The sequence below is a fragment of the Rhodovarius lipocyclicus genome, assembly GCF_009900765.1.
In the GTDB taxonomy this organism is placed as follows: domain Bacteria; phylum Pseudomonadota; class Alphaproteobacteria; order Acetobacterales; family Acetobacteraceae; genus Rhodovarius; species Rhodovarius lipocyclicus.
Genome location: NZ_JAAABL010000090.1, coordinates 1 through 1281, shown reverse-complemented (window position 1 = coordinate 1281; position 1281 = coordinate 1). Strand labels below are relative to the sequence as shown.

General features: G+C 66.1%; 1 protein-coding gene. It reads left to right on the top strand.

The features are described from left to right. Positions 1-61 precede the first annotated feature (61 nt). On the top strand, positions 62-1147 hold the full coding sequence (locus tag GT007_RS22060; RefSeq protein WP_160123821.1) for an IS5 family transposase: 1086 nt from the start codon (positions 62-64) through the stop codon (positions 1145-1147). The last annotated feature ends 134 nt before the right edge of the window (positions 1148-1281 follow it).

The window sequence follows — 1281 nt, the reverse complement described above, 5'->3', positions numbered from 1 at the left end:
AAATTCGTAGCCCGAATTTCCCGTCCATGATTCGCTGTTGGCGCAGTCGGACGGGGTGAGAATGCGCGGCAGCGACGCGGTGGCTGGTTCCTTGTTCAGCTATGTTGACCTTGAGAAGCGGGTCCGTGCCGACCATCCGCTGCGGGTGATCCGAGGCGTGGTGAACGCCACGCTGGCGGATCTGTCGGCGGCGTTCGATGCGCTGTATTCGCCGTTCGGGCGGGAATCGATCCCGCCGGAGCGACTGCTGCGCGCCTTGCTGCTGCAGGCCTTCTACTCGATCCGCTCCGAACGGCAGTTGGTCGAGCGGATCGAGTTCGACCTGCTGTTCCGTTGGTTCGTCGGCCTCGGCGTGGACGACCCGGTATGGGACGCGACGACCTTCACCAAGAACCGCGACCGCCTGCTGGAGGGTGAGGTGGCTTTGAGGTTCCTGGCCACGGTGTTGGCGCAGCCTCGGGTCAAGGCGCTGCTCTCGACAGAGCATTTCTCGGTGGATGGCACGCTGCTGGAAGCCTGGGCCAGCAACAAGAGCTTCCGGCCGAAGGACGACTCCGCCCCGCCGCCTGGCGCGGGTCGCAACGGTGAACAGGACTTCCATGGCCAGACGCGCAGCAACGAGACCCATGCCTCGACGACCGACCCTGATGCCCGGCTCTACCGCAAGGGCCGCGGCAAGGAGGCCAAGCTGGCGTTCATGGGGCACGCGCTGATGGAAAACCGCAATGGGCTGATCGTCGGTGCGGTCGCCACCCGCGCCTCGGGCCATGCCGAGCGGCTGGCCGCGCTGCACCTGATGGAGTCGCATGCCGACCGACCGCAGAAGGTCACGCTGGCGGGCGACAAGGGCTTCGACACGCAGGATTTCGTGGCCGAACTCCGCGAGATCAACGTCACCCCGCATGTGGCGCAGAACACCAATGGGCGGCGCTCGGCGATCGACGGCCGGACCACGCGCCATCCCGGCTATGCCATCAGCCTGCGCATCCGCAAGCGGATCGAGGAGGCCTTCGGCTGGGCCAAGACGGTGGCCGGGCTGCGCAAGGCGCGCCATCGTGGGCTGCCCAAGGTCGACTGGCAGTTCACCCTCGCCATGGCGGCCTACAACCTGGTTCGCCTGCCGAAGCTGCTGGCGGTAACGGCGTGATGCCCGGATTCCGTCCCGAACTCACCGCCACCGCCAAAAACTTACAGAATGCGGCATGCTCAGGCGACGCCGACGCTGAAAGCCGGTCAACCAGCCCATCCGGCCGCTTTCTGAAACCGCTTTTCAGCAGCCTG

Excerpts from the sequence above, each read along its gene's own strand:
- GT007_RS22060 (WP_160123821.1), top strand. The coding sequence starts at position 62 with ATGCGCGGCAGCGACGCGGTGGCTGGTTCCTTGTTCAGCTATGTTGAC.